Below are 18,630 nucleotides of genomic sequence, written 5' to 3'. Positions count from 1 at the left end.
CGCTGCGTATCAGCGGGCCGCGTCGAACTCTGACTTCAGCCAGTGTCGTACAGCCTCGACCGGCTCGGTGAGCGGTCGGTCGCGGCTGCGGACCAAGTGCAGCGAAAAGCCTTCCAGCTCCGGCCCGAATGGTGCGACCAGCGTTCCCTGCGAAAGTTCGTCGGCGACGAGCACAAGACTATGCAAAGCGACACCAGCGCCGGCGACGGTTGCCTGGATGGCATGGGTTTCATCGCTGAAACGCACGCCGGCGCGCGCATCAACGTCGTTAATGCCGGCCGTCTTGAGCCAGCGCCGCCAGGTCGGATTTCGGGCATCACGACGGTGCCAGTCGAAATGTAGCAGCGTTGCTGAGCGCAGGTCGCTCGGTCTTCGGACGCCCAGGCGCGGACTGACCACCGGCGCGAAACGATCGACCGTGAGCGGCTCGGCGATCAGATCGGGATAAGGACCGGAACCGTAGCGAAGTGCGAGGTCCGCGGTCGAATTGAGATCGGCCACCTCCAAGCTCGCAAGCAATGTGAGATCAATGTCGGCTCTGCTCTTTCGGAGCCTAGCAAGACGCGGCACCAGCCATTTGGCTGTGAAAGCCGGCGTCGCCGAAAGTGTGACCACCGCCCGGCGTCGCTTGCGGCTCAATCCCTCCAGAACACGCGCAAACGCATCAAAGCCGTCGCGCAGGACCGGAAGCAGGACCTGACCTTCCGCGGTGAGCAGAACCTGCCGCGTCCGCCGCTCGAACAGCCTGACCCCGACCGTCTGCTCCAGCTGTCGCACCTGATGGCTGATCGCGGTCGGCGTGACGTGAAGCTCATCGGCCGCGCGCTTGAAGCTGAGGTGACGTGCCGCCGCTTCAAATGCACGCAATCCCGCCAGCGGAGGAAGCCTTCTCATCGCGAACTCGTGGATGAATGCAGTTCATCCATAGGCTGAGCAACTTTCGTTTGTCAACGACGGGACCTGAACCGATCTATTGGGCAAATAGATGAGAGGAGTGCTGCAATGCAACTGCTACAAATCGATTCAAGCGCGCGGTTAGAGCCTTCAGATGCAAATCCGCGCGGTTCGCACACCAGGCGTCTGACTCAGCGTTTCGTCCAACGATGGCTACAGTCGCGGCCGGGGGATCGCGTCGTCTGCCGCGACCTCGGTCGCTTCGCACCGAGTCAGGTGACGGACGACTGGGTCAAGGCGGCCTTCGCGAAGCCCGATCAGCGCGAGCCATGGATGAGAGAGGCTTTGGCGGAAAGCGATGCGCTGGTCGACGAGTTGATCTCAGCTGATCTGATCGTCGCGGGCGTGCCAATGTACAACTTCGGTGTGCCAGCGCAGTTCAAGGCATACATAGACAACATCGTTCGGGTCGGACGCACGTTTGGCTTCGACCGATCACGCCCGGACAATCCATATTCGGCGCTGCTTGAGGGCATGGACAAGCGTCTTGTCCTGCTCGGCTCGCGCGGAGACTACGGGTACGATCCGGGCGGGCATATGGCCGCCGTCAATCATCTCGAAGGAGCCGTCCGGGACGTGTTTGCTTTCATCGGGATCACGGCCTTCCATAGCATTGCAATCGAGTACGACGAATTCGGCGATGATCGGTTGCAGGCGTCGATTGCCGCGGCCGAGCGTGCCGTGGATGACCTCGTCGACGAGCTGCTGAAGCTGACAGAACAGCGAAACGCGGCTTAAGGGTCGGCTGCAGCTGCGGCGGAGGCGCCAGCGCCGGCGCTTCCAGTCGCGCTAGTTGGTTTGCCGCAGCTTGGCCAGCACTTTGAGTCCGCCGTAGCCATCGGCGGGCACGATCCCGACCTTCTGCTGAAAGTCCTTGACCGCCTTCATGGTGTCGTTGCCGACGCGGCCGTCGGTGCCGCCGGTGTCGAAGCCGGCCTTGGTGAGGCGCGTCTGCATCTCCTGCACCTCGGCGAGCGTCAACGCACGCTCGGAGCCCGGGAAGGGCTGGATGAAGGGCGGGGCTCCCAAGCAGCGATCCCCGAGATGGCAGATCGCCAGCGCGTAGTTCATGGAAGGGTTGTAGCTCTTCACCGAGTAGAAATTCGGCCCGAGCAGGAATGTCGGTCCGCCCGCAACCGGCGTCCACATCTGCGCGGATGCGTTGGGCTGCGGAAATGGTTGGCCGTCGGCACGAGTCACGCCGGCTGCCTGCCAGGCCGCATAGGTCCGGCTGCCGCTCATGTTGGCGGGCGCGCGCACCTCGTAGCCCCAGTGCTCGCCGCGATGCCACTTGCCGCGATTGACGAGATATTTTGCGGTCGAGCCCAGCGCATCGTCGGGCTTGCCGAATGGCGAGACCTTGCCGTTGCCATCATAGTCGATGCCGACATTGAGCCAGACCTCCGGCATCCATTGCGAATGGCCCATCGCGCCGGCCCATGATCCGCGCATGTCCTCAGGCGTGGACCAGCCCTTGTCGACGATGCGCAGTGCATTGATCAGCTCGGTCTCCCAATAGGCCTTGCGGCGCGGCTCGTTCCAGGCGAGCGCGGCGAGCGAGGGAAACACCGGCCTCATGTGGTTCTGCTGCACCAGCGGATCGCCATAGGCGGACTCGACGCCCCATAGCGCCAGCAGCGTGCCGCGCTCGACCCCGAAATCGCGCTCGATGCGGGCGAACAGCGCCTCGTTGTTCTTCAGCGCGATCTTGCCGTTGATGATGCGCCAGTCGGAGACGCGGCGGTTGATGTACTGCCAAACCTGCTCGCGGAATTCGGGCTGGTTGCGCATCTGCGCGAACACGCTCATGTCCGGTTCGACCCGTCCCATCGCGCGCTGCCATGTCGCGGCGGAAATACCTTTTGCCATCGCGCGCGCACGAAAGCTCTCGCGCCATTCGTCGAAGCCGGGAGGCGCGGCGAGAGCGCGGGTGGGAAGCGCGAGCAAAGCGGCTGCACCGAGCGTCGATTGGAGCAGGGCGCGGCGTGTGTGACGGGGCGAGGAATCAGTGTGCTTCATGGGCACATTCTAGCCGGAAACATGGCACGTGTGAGTCGGTTCCGAAATGGCCGCGTGCGTCAACTCGGCCCGACCCCGTCGGTCGTTCCCACCGGAACAAGTGCCGCACTCCCGCATTCCCTCCACGCCAGGACGAGGAGAAGAGCCGGCCGTGGTCGCGCCGTCCTTCCTGTTCATCGAAGCATCGGGGTGGAATGAAGATACGCACACATGCCGAAAGCCATATCGTCGAACTCGACGACGGATCGCAATGGAAGATCTTTCCCGGCGACCTCGCGACGACGCTGAGCTGGAAGCCCGAAACCGATCTGCGTCTTGAGCCGAGCGGTGAGCGGGTGAATTCGCACGTGCTGGTCAATCCCGCCGACCAGACCCGCGTGCGGGTGATCGCGGCCGACGAGAGCTGGCCGGACGGCGCAGTCAAGAACGCCTTGAAAGGCGGGTAGCAGCCGCGTCAGCAGGCGAATGCCGGTCGCCTAGTCCTCCTTAAGCTCAGCCGCGATTCCGGCAAGCCAACGCCGGATCGTGGTTTCCGCCTTTGAATCCAAATTGCGAGCGAGCCGCTTCTCCAATTCGAGCACACGCTGCCGGCACGCCTTCAGAAGCGTCGCGCCGCGCGGCGTCAGCGTCCATTGCTGGATGCGGCCGTGAACGGGATGAGGCGTCATCGCAATCGCGCCGTCGCGTTCGAGATTGCGGATGATGACGCCCACGGTCTGGGGCGTCAGGAAGGTGAGGCGGGCGACATCGGCCCCCGACAAGCCCGGATAGGCGTTCAGCATCGTCAGCACCGCGAATTGCGGCGAGGTCACGCCGAGATCGGCGAGCGTGCGCTCCATCGTCAGGCGAACCGCGGCGTGAGCCTGGCGCAGCAAGTAGCCGAGATAGCCTTGCTCGCCGCGCTTGCCTTCGCCCGGTGCCGGGACATGCACCGCGCCGGCTGCAACGGCCTTGCGGCCCGATTGCGATGTCATGACATTCGACTTGCGCGACATATATAAGAGCTCTTATAATGTATCCGAGCTCTTATAATAAGCCGAGGTGAATGGCAATGGCACACGCCCGCAGCGAATACGAAGATTTCAAGCGGATCGCGCCCGATGCGTTTGATCTGGTGCTGGCGCTGGGCCAGCTTGCGGCCAAGGCCGGCCTCGACAAGCAACTGCTCGAGCTGGTCAAGCTGCGCGCCTCGCAGATCAACGGCTGCGCGTTCTGTGTGCAACACCACGTCCTGCTGTCGGAACGGATCGGCGTTCCCCTCGACAAGCTTCATCTGCTCGCGGTCTGGCGCGAGGCGCCGATCTTTTCGCCGCGCGAGCGGGCTGCGCTCGCCTGGGCCGAGGCGCTGACCTGTCTGCCGGACGGCGTCAGCGAGGAGGTCTACGCGGAAGCGTCCGGCGAATTCTCCGAAACTGAACTGACGTACCTGACCTCGGCGGTCGCCTCCATCAACGTCTGGAACCGGTTTGGCGCGGCGTTTCGCTGGACGCCTGCACAGCGGCCGGCGGCCGCCGTTGCAGCTTCGTCCTGACGGAGAGAAGGGAAGATCACGATGACAGCCTTGAGCCTTTCGGCCGTGCAGTACCCGTTGCAGTCACGTTCGACGGCGTTCGCCGTCATCGCAGGATTAGTCTGCGCGCTGGCAATCGGCAAAGCTCTGCCGGTGACGATCGACAGCGTGTCCAGCGCCCTCGCGCCGCTCTGCGCGACGGCGGCGGAAGGCTCGCCGCTCGACAAGGTTGAGCCGATCGGCTCCTACGCGCTTCCGAACGTGCCCGGCAAACGCGTGACCATCGTGCGTGTGTCCTACGGTCCGGGCGGGTTTTCGCGGCCGCATCGTCACTCCGGCTCCGTCACCGCCTACATCACCAAAGGCGAGATCCGCTCGCAGCTCGGCGGCGGCCCGGTCGAGACGTTCGGCGTCGGCCAGTCCTTCTTCGAACCGCCGGGCTCGACGCATCTGGTCTCGGCCAATGCCAGCATGACCGAGCCGGCGGAACTGATCGCGGTGTTCGTGGCGGACGAGGGCGCGCAGCTGACGACGTTCCTGGAATAGGCTGCGCGCGTCATCCGCAATGGCCGTGCTCAGGCCGATCGCGATCGCCTCAACCGCTTCCAGGCCGGCGCGAGTCCGTATTGGACGACCGGAATGGCAACCGCGCCGACGAGCAGTCCAAGCGCACCCGAGATGGCTGCCTCGACCGACCATTCGACGATGCCGGCAACGGATGGAAGGAGATGTGCGGCAGCCTCGGTTATGGCATGGACGGTGTGGCCGATCGCAGGTGGGCCGTACTTCTCGATGCCGTGCAGGATGATGCCACCGCCGACCCAGATCATGGCGGCGGTGCCGATCGTGCTCAGCACCGCCAGGAAAACGGGCATGCCGCGGACGAGCGCGCGCCCAAGCAATCGGATCGCGCCGCCGGCGAGCGAGGCGCCGTCGAACCGCGCGAGGGCGATGCCGGCATCGTCCGCTTTCACGATCAGGGCCACCACGCCATAGACGCCAACGGTGATGAAGAGGCCGACCAGCGCCAGCACCAGCGCCTGCGTCCAGATGCTGCCCGCCGGGAGGGCCGCCAGCGTGATCGCCATGATCTCCGCCGACAGGATGAAATCCGTCTTGATGGCGCCAGCGACCTTCTCGTCCTCGACCGACTGGGCATTCAATGCAATCGGCTCAAGCTGAGCTTCGTGCTGGTGCGCATGATGCGGCATCACGGCTTCGAGCACCTTTTCGGCGCCTTCATAGCAGAGAAAGGCGCCGCCCAGCATCAGCAGCGGCGTGACCGCAGCGGGAAGGAAGTAGCCGAGCAGCAGGGCAATCGGCAGCAAGATCAGCAGTTTGTTGCGTAGCGATCCGACCGCGATCTTGCCGACGATCGGCAGCTCGCGTTTCGAAGCGAAACCGATGACGTAGTTCGGCGTGACCGCCGCATCGTCGATGACCACGCCAGCCGCCTTTGTGCCTGCCTTGGCTGCCTGGCTAGCGACATCGTCGAGCGAGGCTGCAGCCACCTTTGCGATCCCCGCGATATCGTCGAGAAGACCGATCAGTCCGACACTCATCAACCCATCCTTCTTCGTTCGAGCGGGGGGAGTGCGCGACCAGATGCGTCCTGCCCGCTCCAGCAACGAACCAGTACGCTGTCAGTTCTCCTCGCCGCCCGCTCCCTCGCGCAAGTCAGGCTTGAGCACGTCTTCCGGCAGAGTATGGGCCACCGGCTGCGCCGTGACCGCGATCTCCGGGCCGATCTCGCGGCCGCGCGCGCGGATCAGCCGTTCATAGGCCGAGACCAGCGTCACGTAGGGGCTGACCCAGATCCAGCCATCGCGGGTGAACACCTGGACGTCGAAATGCAGGTGCATCGAGGTTCCGGCGGGACGGTCGAGGTAGTTCGAGATCACGCCGATCTTCTCGCCTTCGGTGACGATGCGGCCGTTGAGCACGCCATCGGCGTTCATCGCATGCGGATTCATGTGCATGTAGCGGAAACGAATGTGCTCGGTGCGGCTATTGACCTGAAGCGTTGCGGCCTGGTCCTTGGCGCCACGGATGACGATTGCGTCACGCACGGCGACGACGCCGCGCCGCTTGGGATCGCAGGGCTCGCGGCCTTCGCCGGGCGGCGGGCAGTCGGCGGCGCGGATGTCCTCGCCCTGGTGGCCGAAACCTCCGCCGCATTGCCACACCTCGAAACTACGCGACTCGCAGAAATTGTCGCGCCAGGGATAAGCGGTCGGGCCTTCGCTCTTGTCGCGCTTGCCGAAGGATTGGGAGCGCACGAAGGCGGGCGCCTTCTCCAAGGGAAAGCGGATCTGGGCATAAGCCATGGCGTCGGGATGACCGCCCTGCTTGCGGTAACCGGTGTTCGGAATGATGTCGCCGCTCGGCCGGTAGCTGAAATCCGGTGAACGCACCGCGGGGCGATCGATGATGTTGGAGGCAACGTCCGTCAGGGGCCGCATGCGCTGGCCGCCTGCGACGCGCAGTGCCTTCAGGAAGCGCTCGGCGACCGGATAGGCCTCCTTGCAGGCGAGCCGCCGTGGCCTCGCGACACTGTCGAGGCACTGGATCGAGACCACATAGGTGGCGCCGAAGCGGGTGAAGGCGTAGCGCACATAGCCTTCCCGGATGAACCTGCGTAGATCCGGGTAGGTTGCGGCGAGCGGCTTGACTGGCTCGCCCTTGCCCCCGGCCGGATCGGCGATGTCGTAGAGCAGCGCCGAGCCCGTGATCTGCACCTCGACAGGCCTTGCGTAGACCCGGCTCGGCATGCCGTCACCGGCACCCGGATCGAGCGAGAAGGTCGCGCTGTAGCCGGCTGGCCCGGCATCGAACATGTCCACGGGATTGAAGTCGGCCTGGTAGCGCGACAACGCGAGCGTCGCCGGCGCGCCGCTGCGCTGCGCGTCGAGATACGCGGCGGCGTCGAACGGCAGCAGCACGGGGACGGGACTTCGGGTAATGCCGGTGAAGAAGCGCGAGGAGACCGCGTTGAGCTGCACCAGTGCCGGCATCGCGCGCGGATCGTAGCGCGGCACCGAACGGCGCGGTGCGAAGATGAAGTCGCCCGCAATTTGCGGATGGCTGTTGATCTCGCTGCGAAGCTGGTCGAGCGCCGCGCGCCACTCGATGCGCAGGGCCGTCAGCGAGGGGCTGCGGAATTCATCCGCAGCGATCGGTGCAGCAACGAGGAGCGACGGCAACGCCAGGAGAAGCGAGACGAAGCGGAGACTGTTCCTGCCCACTGCTTCGCCCCCCGGCGGTACCTGTTCCGATCCTCGATGGCTCGTTTAGTCCTTGGCACGCTCGGAGTAGGAGCCGTCTTCGGTCATCACCACAATGCGCGTGCCGACCGAGATGTGCGGCGGCACGGTGGTGCGCACGCCGTTGGACAGCACCGCCGGCTTGTAAGAGGAGGAGGCGGTCTGGCCCTTGGTCACCGGCTCGGTCTCCACCACTTCCAGCGTCACGCGCTGCGGCAGTGCGATCGACACCGGATTGGTGTCATGCATCGACAGTTTGACGGTCATGTCCGGCTGGAGATACGCGGCCGCGTCGCCGACGACGTCCTTGGAAACCTGAACCTGGTCGTAGGTCTCGGGGTTCATGAAGTGGTAGCCATCGCCATCTTCGTAAAGGAAGGTGTAGTTGCGCTCTTCGATGGTGGCCTTTTCGACCTGGTCGGTGGTCTTGTAGCGTTCCGAGATCTTTACCCCGTCCGAGATTCGGCGCATTTCGATCTGGCTGACCGGGGTTCCCTTGCCGGGATGGATGTTCTCGGCGCTCACGACGACATAGAGCTTGCCGTCTTGCTCGATCACGTTGCCCTTGCGAATAGAACTGGCGATGACTCTCAAAGCTGTATTTCCTGCTTGCTTGGCCCGGCACCAGCCAGGACGTGGTCGAATTGCTGGGGGACTTGGGGCCTCAAATCGGACCTCGGCACCCGTTTCGGGCCGCAACATACTGATTTTGCCGTTGGATGCCAGCATTTTGCTGCCGGCTGGGGCGGTCGGTTGATGGCTGGGGACAAGCCGATGTCGCCGTTTTGGTCGCCCGCGCGCCACCTCGACCGACGGCCGTTCCTCCAGGCCAGGGGCGCCGTGACCGGAGCTTTGCGGGGGTTTTTCACCGAACAGGGGTTTGTGGAGGTCGAAACCTCCGTTCTCCAGGTCTCTCCAGGCAACGAGACCCATCTGCACGCCCCCCGGACCGAGATCATGCGGCCCGACGGCAGCCGGGCCAGCCGATACCTGCGCACCTCGCCCGAATTCGCCTGCAAGAAGCTGCTGGCGGCGGGCGAGACGCGGATTTTCGAGTTCGCACGGGTGTTCCGGGACCGCGAGCGCGGCGACCTGCATCTGCCCGAGTTCACCATGCTGGAATGGTACCGGGCGGGAGCGCCCTATGATGCCATCATGGCCGATTGCGTCGTCGTGATCGCCCGGGCGGCGCAGGCGACCGGGATCGGGACCTTCTCCTTCCGCGGCCGAACCGCCGATCCCTTCGCCGAGCCGGAGCTCCTGACGGTCGCGGGCGCCTTCGCGCAGTTCGCCGGCATCGACCTGCTGTCGACAATCTCGGGCGGCGAGGGTAACCGTGCGGCGCTTGCCGCTGCGGCAGCCGGGAAGGTCCGTGTCGCCGAGGATGACACCTGGTCCGACATCTTCAGCAAGATGCTGGTCGAACACGTCGAGCCACATCTGGGGCAGGGGCGTTTGACCATCCTGTTCGAATACCCATCTCCAGAGGCGGCGCTGGCGCGGGTGAAGACGGACGATCCGAGGGTCGCCGAACGTTTCGAGATCTATGCCTGCGGCGTCGAGCTCGCCAACGGCTTTGGAGAGCTGACCGATGCCGGGGAGCAGCGCAAACGCTTCACGGAATCCATGACGGAGAAGCAGCGCCGCTACGGCGAAGCCTATCCGCTAGACGAGGATTTTCTGGCGGCGGTCGCCGCAATGCCGGAGGCGAGCGGTGTCGCGCTCGGCTTCGACCGGCTGGTGATGCTGGCGAGCGGCGCCACACGAATTGATCAGGTGGTGTGGACACCGCCTGCGGATGAGAGATGACAAAGACGAACCTTGCACGCACTCTGCGCGAACCTGCCGAGCTGGTAGCCGAGGGCCTGGTCCCCGCATCGGCGCTGCCGGCGCTCGAACGCGTCGCCGCGCGCTATGCTGTGGCGATCACGCCGGATCTGGTCGGGCTGATCGACGCGACGGATCCCGACGATCCCATCTCGCGGCAGTTCGTTCCTGTTTCGGCCGAGCTCGAGGCGCAGCCGGGCGAGAATGCCGATCCGATCGGCGATCACCCGCATTCGCCGGTGGCGGGAATCGTGCACCGCTATCCCGACCGGGTGTTGTTCAAGCTCGTGCACGTCTGCGCGGTCTATTGCCGCTTCTGCTTCCGCCGCGAGATGGTCGGGCCCGGCAAGGAGAATGCGCTGTCGGAGAGCGCCTATCGCACCGCGATCGACTACATCCGGTCGAATGACGAGATCTGGGAAGTGATCCTGACCGGCGGCGATCCCCTGATGCTGTCGCCCCGGCGGATGAGCGAGATCATGGCCGACCTTGCGGCCATCGATCACGTCAAGATCATCCGTCTCCACACCCGTGTCCCGGTGGCCGAACCCGCGCGCGTCAGCGCGGAAATGGTTGCAGCCCTGAAGGTTGCGGGCGCGGCCACCTGGGTCGCGATACACGTCAATCACGCGCGCGAACTGACGGGGGCCGCGCGCGATGCCTGCGCGCGGCTCGTCGATGCTGGAATTCCCCTGGTGAGCCAGTCCGTGCTTTTGCGCGGCGTCAATGACGACATCGCCGCTCTCTCGGATTTGATGCGAGCTTTCGTCGAATGCCGGATCAAGCCCTATTATCTGCACCATGGCGATCTCGCCCCGGGAACGGCGCATCTGCGCACGACGTTGGCAGAGGGACAGGCCTTGATGCGGCAGTTGCGCGGGCGGGTGTCGGGCCTGTGTCAGCCGGACTATGTCATCGACATTCCCGGCGGTGCCGGCAAGTCGCCGGTGGGTCCGAATTACGTGTCGGCGGTGAAAAATACCGCAAACGAGACAAGTGAAGCGGAATCAGAAACGCGCTATCGTATCGTCGACTATTGCGGCGACGTTCATCTCTATCCGCCCGAGGCATGAGTGGCGATGGCATCGACGCTGACTTGAGTGCTGGGCTTGGACGCTGATTTGAGAATGGAGAAATGGACATGACGAAGATCATGCTGGCAGTATCGCTCGTGGTCTTGCTTGGCGGCGCGGCTGTTGCGCAGACCGGCGGCTCCAAGGGATCGACCTCAAGCGGCGCATCGTCCGGGTCGGTGTTGCCGGCGCCGGTCGGTCATCGCCAGCCGCGTGCCAGCGATGTGCCCAGCGAGAAGAATCTGAGCGATCCCAACGATCCGCTCAGCAAGGAAAACCAGGCGCTCGACAAGAAGATCAAGAGCATCTGCCGCGGCTGCTGAGGCTTTCACCTCTCCCCGTCGGGGAGAGGTGAGGAATGAGCCATCCTAAGCTCGCCATCCGTCACGCTGATCGCTCGTGCAGTCCGGCGCGCCGGATGTTGCGGCGGATTTCGACCGAGTCGGCGAGCTGCTCGAGCGTCTTCGACGTCGTTGCCCAGTCAATGCAACCGTCCGTGATGCTCTGCCCATAAGTGAGCGGCTTGCCCGGTACGACATCCTGCCGGCCGGCGACGAGGTTGCTCTCGATCATCACGCCCATGATACGGCTCTCGCCGCCCGAGATCTGGCGGGCGATATCGTCCATCACCAGCGGCTGGTTCTCCGGCTTCTTGCTCGAATTGGCATGGCTGGCATCCACCATCACCAGCGGTGCGACGCCGGATTTGGTCAATTCGTTGCAGGCCGACGCAACGCTTGCCGCGTCGTAGTTCGGCTCAGCTCCGCCGCGCAGGATGATGTGGCAGTCCTCGTTGCCGGCGGTCGAGGCGATCGCCGAGCGGCCGAGCTTTGTGACGGCCATGAAATGATGGGGATGCGAGGCTGATTTCACCGCATCGGCCGCGATCCGCACATTGCCATCGGTGCCGTTCTTGAAGCCGACCGGGCAGGACAGGCCCGAAGCCAGCTCGCGATGGATCTGGCTCTCGGTGGTGCGCGCGCCGATCGCGGCCCAGGAGACGAGGTCGGCGATGTATTGCGGCGTCGTCATGTCGAGGAACTCGGTGCCGGCGGGCAGGCCGAGATTGTTCACCGCCGCGAGCACGTTGCGCGCGAGTCGCAGCCCCTTGTTGATGTCGAAGCTGCCGTCGAGGTCGGGATCGTTGATGAGGCCCTTCCAGCCGACCGTGGTGCGGGGCTTCTCGAAATAGACCCGCATCACGATCTCGAGCTGATCGGCGAGATCCTCGCGAAGCTTTGCGAGCCGCTCGGCATAGTCGAGCGCCGCCTTGGGATCATGCACCGAGCAGGGGCCGACGACGACCAGAAGGCGGTCGTCCTGATTGCTCAGGATGGCATGGATGGCGTTGCGCGCGGCCATCACCACACGCGTCGCAGTGAGCGTGCGCGGGACCTCCCGCATCACCTCTTCCGGCGTGCTCAGCTCTTTCAGTTCGCGGATACGAAGATCGTCGGTCGTGCTCAGCACGGCGGGCTCCTGTCTGTTCTAGAACCTGCCGGCCAACAAAAAAGCCGCCAGGTCTGGCGGCTGTTCGGACGTTTGCTGCAATGTTTCAGATTGAGCGCGATCCTCCCGCCGCCAGCGAGCTGTCGTAGCTAAAATACCAAAAATAGCTGGTGGCGACGGTGATCATGGAAAGGCCATATAGCGTGCCGTTGGCGCCTTGTCACCCCCCAATCAGAACGTGGAGCGACGAGGCGCCTCAGGTGTTGCCATTGCGCGCCGCCAGCGCCATGCCGATCAGGGTGGCGCCGCCGAATAGCAGGTTGATGCCGACGAGGACGCCAATGGCCCACTCCGCCGAGCTCGGCAGTCCCGTGATCACCATGAACGAGATCGCGATGTCGACGAGGCCCGAGATCAGCAGCCACGACCAGCGGCCGCTGAGCTCACGGCGGTGCTCCAGCGCGTACATGATGGTGGCGACGCCCTCGGCGAGGAAATAGGCGCCGAGCACGATGGTCAGCGTCAGCACGGCCTGCATCGGCCGGGCCAGCAGCAGCAAGCCGGTGAGCACGGCCAGCGCAGCCGAGATCAGCGACCACCAGAAGCCCGGCGTGCTGCGCGCCCAATAGGTCGCGATCAGTCCGCCGATGCCGCCGATCAGGAACATCCAGCCGAGGAAGATCGCGGTCGCAAGGCTGGCGAGCGGCGGCACGATAAGCGCGGCAATGCCGAGGACGGCAAGCAGGATCCCTTCGAACAGAAAAGCCTTCCAGTGCGCCTTGACCGTCTGGTTCATCTCGGATTGGAGGCGGGCAAATTCCTCGGGCGATGTCATCGTCTGGCTCCGGAACGAGAGGATTGCGTCCCAATCTAGTGGGCCTGTCGCGCGTTCGCCATGCGTTGGATCAAGTGCCGCCGGGCGCCGACGAAAAGCCTTCCGCGTTGGTGCGAATGCGGTTGCGGCCGAGAATGTAGATCGCCGATGTGACAATCAGAAGCGCAAGGCCAAGCAGGATCGAGACGAAACCGATCGGAATCAGCGCCAGCGTCAGGTTGCGCTCGGGGTTGATCAGCCAGTGATGGATCGAGGTCAGGACGAAGGCGAGCCCGACGAACCCGATGCCGCCGCCGGCGAGCAGCAGCGCCCACATCCGGCGCAGCTGGCTGAGCCGCTCGCGCGCGACATCGGTTCGCGGCGCGTGGTGGCGCGCGACGCGCCGGACCAGGCGGATGGCGAAGGCGATCGAGCCGAAGCCGATCAACAGGCTCGCAGCGCCCAACCACATGCGGAGTGTCGGATCGAGATCGGGCATGCGCTGGAGCGTCAGCAGCGGGAAGTCGAAGGCCGTATGAAGCGCGAGCGGGCCACCGAAGATCAGCAGCCGGCTGGAGAGACGGGCCCAATCGCGATGGTGGCGGTTTGCGCCAAGCGCCGTGCCGGCGCGCGCGATGGTCAGGTAGGCGCCGGCGATGATGCCGAGCGCGCCGTGGAACGGCACGGTCAGGACGCTGCGCAGCGCGGCAAGCGAGCGCCACATGTCGGCGTGCTGGACCAGGTAGGCGAGATTCTCGTAGGCGGCGAAGCCGAGGCCGACCGCGGCGCCGTAGACCACGGTGTCCATCGGATTGGCAAAGGTGCGTCGCTTGGTCGAGGAGACCAGCACGATAGCGAGCACCTTGACGGCTTCCTCGGGCAGCGCGACGCCGAAGATCGAATGCATCGCCAGCGCCGCCCAGGGATCGTCGGGGGCGGCGATCATCTTGGCGAAGGGGGCGCGGGCGAGGCCCAGGAGCGAAATGCTCGCCGCCCCTAACAGGAATGCGGTCCAGACCTGGGCCGGCGGCCCCGGGCGTTCCTCGGCAGCGATGACGAGCCAGAGCAACAGCAGCGCCGGGGCGATAGCGGCAGTTCCAACGACGGTGGGGAGCGCTTCGATCAGGTACATTGGCGCCGAAAATAAGTTCCCTTGATCCGCTTATCTACGTTCTGCGATGCGACCATGTGTCATGCGCCGGCTGTCGGCTCCCTGAAGCCGCGCGACAGCTGCCGTTCATCCGGGCTCATTGTGGGAGTAGAATGCGAGCGCAATCAATCGCATGATGGCAGAAGCTCGCCAGTCACCGCAACGATTGCCCGGTGCGCTGCGGATCGAGATTTACAAGCGGGCTCAAGGAAATGCGCGGGATTCCTCGATTCCTGGCGCATCTGCGCAGCGTGCCGGCTGCTGGCCTTAGTCTAGTCAGTGCGTCGTGATCGCGGGCGGCGCGTCGGGTGCGACGTCGAAGGCGCCGAGATGGAATTCCTCGCCGGCGGACTCGGGCGACCCGGAACTCTGCGCCAGCGTGAACGCGGCCTGCGGGTATCGTTTCCAGATCTCCAGGTCGCCGGCGGTGATGGTGAGCCAGCCGAACGTGTACATGTAGCGTCCGGGCTCGGTGACCCGTCCGACCCTGTCCCAGGTGATCTTGCCAACCTTGATCTTATCGACCGTGATCTTGTCGACTGCCATTCGGTCCCCCGATCGCAAGTCTGCAAAATGACGTCCGGCCCGAGGCACAGACCTGCAAAAGCTGATCCGGCATTGGGGCCGCTATAGGGCGGCGAATTCAGGCCGACTTCAGCAAGGGCGCGCGGACGATCAGGCGGACGAGGTCGTCCCGGTCCAGCTTTTCGGCGAATTTGACCGCAAAGCCGTGCTCGAACTTGCGGATCACCCGCCCGACACAGGCGCCGACCGCAAGCGGGGTTCCGACCACCGGATCGTACTCGGAGGACACCGCGACGCCGGCCGTCGAGACGTCGATGATGAAGCAGGGATGGCAGCTGCCGTCCGCGAGGGTCAGCACGGTGTGCGAGACCTGTGGAACGAAACGCGCGTCACGCCGCAGGTCCCGAACATTGACATCCTTCTGCTTCTTCTCGAGCCAGGTCAGCTTTTCCGACATCCAGGCGCGCCGCGCCCGCGTCATCTCGAGCTCCATCAGGAAGCCCGCCTTCAGCGTCGCGCTGATGGTGCCCTGGAATTCGCCGAAATCCTCGAAGTAGGAGGTCAAGCGCTCGCCGACCTTGCCGACCACGGGCACGTCCACGATCATCCGGAACGGCGAGACGCGCTTGGTCCGGCAGGCGAAGCTGCGGAGCTTGCCCTCGCAATCGTACCAGCGGGGCAGCGAGTAGCTGCCGCTGACCGTAACATCCACTGCTCGCTGCCTCAGGAAGTCTGCGATGGACATGAGCGCTGACCGGGGGTTCGGGTAATTCCGTAATTCCACGGTACCGATCAAACTCTAAGCAAATGATACCGCTGCCCAAGAGCTGGGGTAAACTTTCGGTAAATGGCGCGGGTCGGCAGAGCAGCGGGAAGCGCGGCATAACGACCCTTTGTGCTGCAGGCAATCTGGCAACGTTCTCATGCCGAGCGCAGTGAAGCCGCGGCGACGCTTAGCGAGGTTCGAACAGCACCAGGATAGCCAATGCGGCAAAGGCGAACTGGATCATCGTCCATATCAGTCCGTTCGGACGGATCTCCCATCGCAAGCGCGGCAATGCGCGCCGCAGCGCGAGCGCCGTCAATGCTTCGACGACGGCGAGCAGAATGGCAATGCCGGCCAGGGAAGACCATGACTGGGTCGGAGGCATCCAAGACGCGAACCAGGCGGGGACGGAGGCTTTCAAGGGGCCGAGCAACGCGAACCATCCGAACCAGAATACAAAGCGCTTGACGAGGACTTGGCCGATCGTTTCGGGCTCGAGGCGGACACCGATCCTTGCCAGCGCGCCTTCAATGCGCTCGCCGTCGGTCAGGAATAGGAACGCAGCGAAATAAAGAGGAAGGCGCGACTGGAAGAGCAGCGCGAGGACACCGAACAGGACGAGGTAGCCGATGGCGTCGCAAACAATATCTTTGACGCTGCCGTGCTCCGGCACGGACACGATCGGCGCAAAATCGGCCTGGGGCCGCGGCAGCGATCGGGCGCGGGCCATGTGCGCGAGCATCCTGGCGCGCCGGTCCGGCGCATGCTGGCGCGGGTGGCGCAGCCATGGCGGGAGCGCCGGCATCGGCGATACGTCTGCAATGTCGGCTTTGTGCGGCATGGGCCTCGACCGGTTCGACCTGACATTGGTCGGAGACGAGGGGCGCGGAGGTTCATGCTGCCGCGGCGGCTTGCGCCTCTGGCGCTCCCTAGCGGAATCGAACCGCTCTCTCCACCGTGAAAGAGATGAGAACAGGTCCATAGGCGTCCACCTCCGTTCAAATAGCCGAATTTAATCAACAGATGCTGCCACATAGAGCCATGCCCGTCCATTGACGTCCAGCCATGGATATTGGACAAGTGTTGGACACGAAGCGTTTTCAACCTTGCTGAGGTGGCGAGAATGGCCCGCACAGTCCGCGACGCGAACCTGGAGAAGCGCGAAGCCCGGAGGCGTCTGACGGCCCGCGGCAAGCCCTATTACCGGGTCATGGAGGAGGGCGTGCACATCGGCTACCGGCGCCTCAAGAGCGGCGCGGGCAACTGGGTGGTGCGGCACTACATCGGTGATCAGAAATACGAGGTCGAGACGATCGGCCCGGCCGACGATCTGTCCGACGCCGACGGCGTGAAGATCCTGAGCTTCGGCCAAGCCCAGGCGAAGGCCCGGGAGATCATGGTCGAGCGCGCTAACACAGCGGCCGGCAAGTCAGGCCCGCTCACCGTCAAGGCCGCCGTCGATGCTTACGTCGAGTTCCTCGAGGCAAAGCGGAAGTCTGCGGCCTTCAGTCGGTACGCTGCGGACGCTTTCATCCTGCCCGAGTTCGGCGACACCGAGGTTAAGGACCTGACGAAAGACCAGATCGAGACCTGGCACCACGGGCTTGCCAAGGCCGGTGCGCGCATCCGGGTCAAGAAGGGCGAGGAGCAGCGATTCAAGGAGATCGACGATCCGGAGGAGCACCAGCGGCGCCGGCGGTCCACTGCAAACCGCATCCTGACGGTCCTCAAGGCAGCTCTGAACAAAGCGTGGCGAGAGGAGAAGGTGCCCAGCGATGCCGCTTGGCGCGCCGTGGAGCCCTTCAAAGGCGTGGACGCGGCCCGTGCGCGCTATCTCGAGCTAGCCGAGGTAACGCGGCTGCTCAACGCCTCAGACCTGGACTTCCGCCGCTTGGCTCGCGGTGCGGTCGAAACCGGCGCGCGATATGGCGAGCTGACGCGGCTGAAGGTGGTGGACTTCAGCCACAACAGCGGCACCGTTGCCATTCGCAAGTCCAAGTCCAGCAAGTCGCGACACATCCACCTCACTGAGGATGGGGTGGCGTTCTTCCGCTCGATCACCACCGGCCGCGCGGGCACCGCTTTCCTGTTTGTCAAAGAAAACGGGGAGCCGTGGAAGAAGGATCATCAGAAGGATCCCATGCGCGATGCCTGCACACGCGCAAAGATCGACCCTCCGATGGGATTCCATGGTCTGCGTCACACCTGGGCGAGCCACGCGGTGATGAACGGCGTCCCGCTAATGGTCGTCGCGAAGAACCTGGGGCACAGCGACACGCGCATGGTCGAGAAGCACTACGGCCATCTGGCGCCCAGCTATGTCGCTGATGCGATCAGGGCAGGGGCTCCGCGGTTCGGCGTCGTTGAAAATGGGAACGTTACGGCGATGCAGGCGGGGACCTGATCATGGCGCCGCGGCCCTCGTTCAAAAACGAGATCTCCGACTTTCGGCGCGCGCTAGAACCGGTCGGGAACGACAGCGAGCGATTGCTCATGCTCGAGGTTCTTGATCGATGGCGAGATCACCCAGAAGCGGAAAGTTTGTGGGAGAAAATATCGGCCAATCAGCCGTCGCCCCCGCCGCGCGCCTTCGTTGCGTGGCTGTTGGATGCGCGCACCACTAGCGAGCGCGTCCAGCAAACTGTCCAGGCGGCGCCCGGCGTTATCGCCAAGGCTCGTGCAGTCTCGAATAAGGATTGGAAGTCCGGCAAATTTGAACAGGCTGCACTGAAAGCACGGGCTGCCGAGAACTTCCAGAATCTCGCCGACCAAGTGTTAGGTCACAAGAAGAGCCAAGCACCGCGCCAGCGTTTCATGCGTTTGGCCAGTGAGATGTTCGAGCTCAATTGCGGTCAGCCGCTCGACGATGTTGTAGCCAGTCTTACCGAGATTGCGTTCGGCGGTTCGGTCAGTGCCGAGGTTGTGCGGGATGCCAGGCGTTCCGCCAAACGCCACCGGGACATTCGTACCCCAAAATAGCAATCGAATGTCCCTCTAAGAATTCCCGCAAATCATCCATCCATCCACGTGCGGCCACACCACACGGAGATGGACATGGAAAGCGCAGCTCAGAATTCCTTCGGCAAAAGATCGTTTCGCATCGACGAGTTTGCTGCCCGCAACTCGATCTCGAGGTCGCAGGCCTACGTCGAAGTGAAGGAAGGGCGCCTTAGAGCCCGCAAAGTCGGCAGCACGACGCTCATCACGATCGAGGACGAAAGCGCCTGGCTGGCATCGCTGCCGCAGGCGAAGCCGAACCACGGAAACCAGGCAGCCTAAC

The 18,630-nt window shown here is 64.2% G+C and carries 22 protein-coding genes; 10 read left to right on the top strand and 12 right to left on the bottom strand.

Annotated elements, in window-relative coordinates:
- Positions 1-9: 9 nt before the first annotated feature.
- Positions 10-894 carry a LysR substrate-binding domain-containing protein gene (locus tag I6F17_RS04130; protein ID WP_276573269.1) on the bottom strand — a complete coding sequence of 295 codons (885 nt, stop codon included), beginning with the start codon at positions 892-894 and terminating at the stop codon, positions 10-12.
- A 108-nt stretch (positions 895-1,002) separates the two neighbouring features.
- On the opposite strand from I6F17_RS04130, the gene I6F17_RS04120 reads away from it, so the two are divergent.
- A complete protein-coding gene (locus tag I6F17_RS04120; RefSeq protein WP_225130387.1) occupies positions 1,003-1,692 on the top strand; it encodes an NAD(P)H-dependent oxidoreductase in 690 nt (229 codons plus the stop codon).
- Positions 1,693-1,743: 51 nt separating this feature from the next.
- On the opposite strand, the gene I6F17_RS04115 is transcribed toward I6F17_RS04120, so the two are convergent.
- On the bottom strand, positions 1,744-2,973 hold the full coding sequence (locus I6F17_RS04115; protein ID WP_036033445.1) for a lytic murein transglycosylase: 1,230 nt from the start codon (positions 2,971-2,973) through the stop codon (positions 1,744-1,746).
- A gap of 194 nt (positions 2,974-3,167) precedes the next feature.
- On the opposite strand from I6F17_RS04115, the gene I6F17_RS04110 reads away from it, so the two are divergent.
- Positions 3,168-3,419: a hypothetical protein gene (locus I6F17_RS04110; protein WP_035999836.1), complete on the top strand. Its 252-nt coding sequence runs from the start codon at positions 3,168-3,170 to the stop codon at positions 3,417-3,419.
- Between the two features lie 30 nt (positions 3,420-3,449).
- Here the strand turns inward: I6F17_RS04110 and I6F17_RS04105 are convergent, their stop codons facing one another.
- The gene (locus I6F17_RS04105) at positions 3,450-3,968 is read right to left on the bottom strand and encodes a MarR family transcriptional regulator (RefSeq protein WP_225130389.1); all 519 of its coding nucleotides are present in this window, start codon (positions 3,966-3,968) and stop codon (positions 3,450-3,452) included.
- A 56-nt stretch (positions 3,969-4,024) separates the two neighbouring features.
- Here I6F17_RS04105 and I6F17_RS04100 point away from each other — a divergent pair, with 56 nt between their 5' ends.
- The gene (locus I6F17_RS04100) at positions 4,025-4,504 is read left to right on the top strand and encodes a carboxymuconolactone decarboxylase family protein (RefSeq protein WP_225130391.1); all 480 of its coding nucleotides are present in this window, start codon (positions 4,025-4,027) and stop codon (positions 4,502-4,504) included.
- A gap of 21 nt (positions 4,505-4,525) precedes the next feature.
- Positions 4,526-5,029: a cupin domain-containing protein gene (locus tag I6F17_RS04095; RefSeq protein WP_225130393.1), complete on the top strand. Its 504-nt coding sequence runs from the start codon at positions 4,526-4,528 to the stop codon at positions 5,027-5,029.
- 29 nt (positions 5,030-5,058) lie between these two features.
- On the opposite strand, the gene I6F17_RS04090 is transcribed toward I6F17_RS04095, so the two are convergent.
- The 3 genes from I6F17_RS04090 to efp all read right to left on the bottom strand — a co-directional run bounded on the left by I6F17_RS04090 (position 5,059) and on the right by efp (position 8,340).
- Positions 5,059-6,045: a DUF808 domain-containing protein gene (locus tag I6F17_RS04090; RefSeq protein ID WP_035999800.1), complete on the bottom strand. Its 987-nt coding sequence runs from the start codon at positions 6,043-6,045 to the stop codon at positions 5,059-5,061.
- An 81-nt stretch (positions 6,046-6,126) separates the two neighbouring features.
- Entirely contained in the window at positions 6,127-7,728 is a 1,602-nt protein-coding gene (locus tag I6F17_RS04085; RefSeq protein WP_225130395.1) for a M23 family peptidase, read from the bottom strand.
- Positions 7,729-7,773: 45 nt separating this feature from the next.
- Positions 7,774-8,340 carry an elongation factor P gene (gene efp / locus I6F17_RS04080; RefSeq protein ID WP_028136595.1) on the bottom strand — a complete coding sequence of 189 codons (567 nt, stop codon included), beginning with the start codon at positions 8,338-8,340 and terminating at the stop codon, positions 7,774-7,776.
- Positions 8,341-8,502: 162 nt separating this feature from the next.
- On the opposite strand from efp, the gene epmA reads away from it, so the two are divergent.
- The 3 genes from epmA to I6F17_RS04065 all read left to right on the top strand — a co-directional run bounded on the left by epmA (position 8,503) and on the right by I6F17_RS04065 (position 10,969).
- Positions 8,503-9,555, top strand: a complete 1,053-nt coding sequence (gene epmA / locus I6F17_RS04075; RefSeq protein ID WP_225130397.1) for an EF-P lysine aminoacylase EpmA — start codon at positions 8,503-8,505, stop codon at positions 9,553-9,555.
- A complete protein-coding gene (locus I6F17_RS04070; RefSeq protein ID WP_225130399.1) occupies positions 9,552-10,646 on the top strand; it encodes a lysine-2,3-aminomutase-like protein in 1,095 nt (364 codons plus the stop codon). Before epmA ends, I6F17_RS04070 begins: the two co-directional genes overlap by 4 nt.
- Positions 10,647-10,714: 68 nt before the next feature.
- Entirely contained in the window at positions 10,715-10,969 is a 255-nt protein-coding gene (locus tag I6F17_RS04065) for a hypothetical protein (protein WP_035999808.1), read from the top strand.
- 61 nt (positions 10,970-11,030) lie between these two features.
- Here the strand turns inward: I6F17_RS04065 and I6F17_RS04060 are convergent, their stop codons facing one another.
- From I6F17_RS04060 to I6F17_RS04035, 6 genes are all read right to left on the bottom strand, one after another.
- A complete protein-coding gene (locus tag I6F17_RS04060) occupies positions 11,031-12,116 on the bottom strand; it encodes a 3-deoxy-7-phosphoheptulonate synthase (RefSeq protein ID WP_036033430.1) in 1,086 nt (361 codons plus the stop codon).
- Positions 12,117-12,351: 235 nt separating this feature from the next.
- Complete coding sequence (locus tag I6F17_RS04055; protein ID WP_036033428.1) at positions 12,352-12,930, bottom strand: HdeD family acid-resistance protein; 579 nt, start codon at positions 12,928-12,930, stop codon at positions 12,352-12,354.
- A 70-nt stretch (positions 12,931-13,000) separates the two neighbouring features.
- Positions 13,001-14,041 carry a PrsW family glutamic-type intramembrane protease gene (locus I6F17_RS04050; RefSeq protein WP_035999770.1) on the bottom strand — a complete coding sequence of 347 codons (1,041 nt, stop codon included), beginning with the start codon at positions 14,039-14,041 and terminating at the stop codon, positions 13,001-13,003.
- A 294-nt stretch (positions 14,042-14,335) separates the two neighbouring features.
- Positions 14,336-14,605 (bottom strand): hypothetical protein, encoded by a 270-nt coding sequence (locus I6F17_RS04045; protein WP_225130400.1) that lies wholly within the window; start codon positions 14,603-14,605, stop codon positions 14,336-14,338.
- Positions 14,606-14,702: 97 nt separating this feature from the next.
- Positions 14,703-15,329 carry a PilZ domain-containing protein gene (locus I6F17_RS04040; RefSeq protein WP_225130401.1) on the bottom strand — a complete coding sequence of 209 codons (627 nt, stop codon included), beginning with the start codon at positions 15,327-15,329 and terminating at the stop codon, positions 14,703-14,705.
- A gap of 208 nt (positions 15,330-15,537) precedes the next feature.
- On the bottom strand, positions 15,538-16,191 hold the full coding sequence (locus tag I6F17_RS04035; protein ID WP_225130402.1) for a hypothetical protein: 654 nt from the start codon (positions 16,189-16,191) through the stop codon (positions 15,538-15,540).
- Positions 16,192-16,473: 282 nt separating this feature from the next.
- Here I6F17_RS04035 and I6F17_RS04030 point away from each other — a divergent pair, with 282 nt between their 5' ends.
- From I6F17_RS04030 to I6F17_RS04020, 3 genes are all read left to right on the top strand, one after another.
- Positions 16,474-17,754 (top strand): site-specific integrase, encoded by a 1,281-nt coding sequence (locus I6F17_RS04030; RefSeq protein ID WP_225130403.1) that lies wholly within the window; start codon positions 16,474-16,476, stop codon positions 17,752-17,754.
- 2 nt (positions 17,755-17,756) lie between these two features.
- A complete protein-coding gene (locus tag I6F17_RS04025) occupies positions 17,757-18,329 on the top strand; it encodes a hypothetical protein (RefSeq protein WP_225130404.1) in 573 nt (190 codons plus the stop codon).
- 75 nt (positions 18,330-18,404) lie between these two features.
- Complete coding sequence (locus I6F17_RS04020; RefSeq protein WP_225130405.1) at positions 18,405-18,629, top strand: DNA-binding protein; 225 nt, start codon at positions 18,405-18,407, stop codon at positions 18,627-18,629.
- Position 18,630: the final 1 nt, after the last annotated feature.

Origin of the sequence: Bradyrhizobium sp. NBAIM18 (genome assembly GCF_020193825.1) — a bacterium.
GTDB lineage: Bacteria > Pseudomonadota > Alphaproteobacteria > Rhizobiales > Xanthobacteraceae > Bradyrhizobium > Bradyrhizobium yuanmingense.
The sequence above is the reverse complement of the archived record's forward strand: the minus strand, read 5'-3'. Positions and strand labels throughout refer to the sequence as shown.